The 1282-nt window shown below is 69.0% G+C and carries 1 protein-coding gene; it reads left to right on the forward strand.

The window, feature by feature from the left end; all coding sequences use genetic code 11:
- Positions 1 to 1176 (forward strand): calcium-binding protein (locus tag OCK01_RS26365; RefSeq protein ID WP_263826554.1); only part of this gene is annotated, 1176 nt, incomplete at its 5' end.
- Positions 1177 to 1282: the final 106 nt, after the last annotated feature.

The following is a 1282-nucleotide window of genomic DNA, read 5'->3' on the forward strand; positions in this document are numbered from 1 at the left end:
GGCGTCGACATCCTCCGGCTCGAGGCCGCGCCGGCCGACATCAAGGCGCTGACCACGACCGAAATCGCCGCGCTGGGGGCTGCGGGCGTCGACACGGTCGACCTCGATCCGGACCGCGTCCTGTTGAGCGCGGCCCAGATCGCCGCCTTCGCCGACGCCGGCGTCACCTTCAGCGACGGCGACACGGTGGTCGATTATGCCCCGCTGCAGCTGGTCGCCGATAGCGCCAAAGCCTCCGAACACGCCGTCGCCAAGGTCAATGTCGGAGCCAACGACATCGTCACCGACGGCTTCGAGCTGGACGTCACTGAAGCGGTGGTCTCCTCCGGCGACGGCGTCGTCACCATCAACGACGACGGCACGCTGTCGGTCGCCTATGCCGGCCCCGATATCGACGGCTCCGCCCAGGCCGAGGTCAAGGTGACCTACACCGCCACCGACGGCGAGACGAGCTCGACGGCGGAGCTGACCGTCACCTTCACCGCCACGGCGGAAGACGGCGACGACATCGTCGGCACGCCGAAGAGCGAGAAGCTCACCGGCACAGCCGCCGGCGAGCGTATCTTCGGCCTGGCCGGAAACGACGTCATCTACGGCCTCGGCGGCAATGACAAGTTGTACGGCGACACCGGCGCCGACACATTGTTCGGCGGCGCGGGCGACGACAGCCTCTTCGGCGACGAGGGCAAGGACAGGCTGGTCGGAGGCGAGGGAGACGACCGCCTCGTCGGCGGCGCCGACGCCGACCGACTGTTCGGCGACACGGGCAACGACACGCTCGACGGCGGCAAGGGAGAGGACAAGGTCTATGGCGGCGACGGCCATGACAAGCTCTATGGCGGAACCGGCGCGGATATCGTCTCCGGCGGGGCCGGCGACGACACGCTGACCGGCGGCGCCGGCAGCGACAGGCTCTCCGGCGGAGCCGGCGCCGACACTTTCGTGTTCGTCGACGAAATCGGCAGCCACCGGGAAGTCGTCACCGACTTCCAGGCCTCCGGCGGGGCTCAGGACGTCATCGATCTCTCCGACTTCGACCTGGCGAGCTTCAAGGCCCTGCGACAGCTGATGGACCAGAACGGCGACAACGTCGTCATCGCCTTCGAGCCGGGCGAGACGATCGTGCTGAAGAATGTCGACATCGACGATCTCTCCAAGAGCGATTTCCTGCTCTGATCCGCGCCGAACCACCTCGGCCCCCCCCGCGCGCCGCCCCGAAACGGGCGGCGCGTTCGCGTTGTGGCGGGGCCCGGACGGGCGGGCGAGGATGGGGCGGCCTTCG

Origin of the sequence: Rhizobium sp. TRM95796 (genome assembly GCF_025779995.1) — a bacterium.
Taxonomy (GTDB): domain Bacteria; phylum Pseudomonadota; class Alphaproteobacteria; order Rhizobiales; family Rhizobiaceae; genus Rhizobium_E.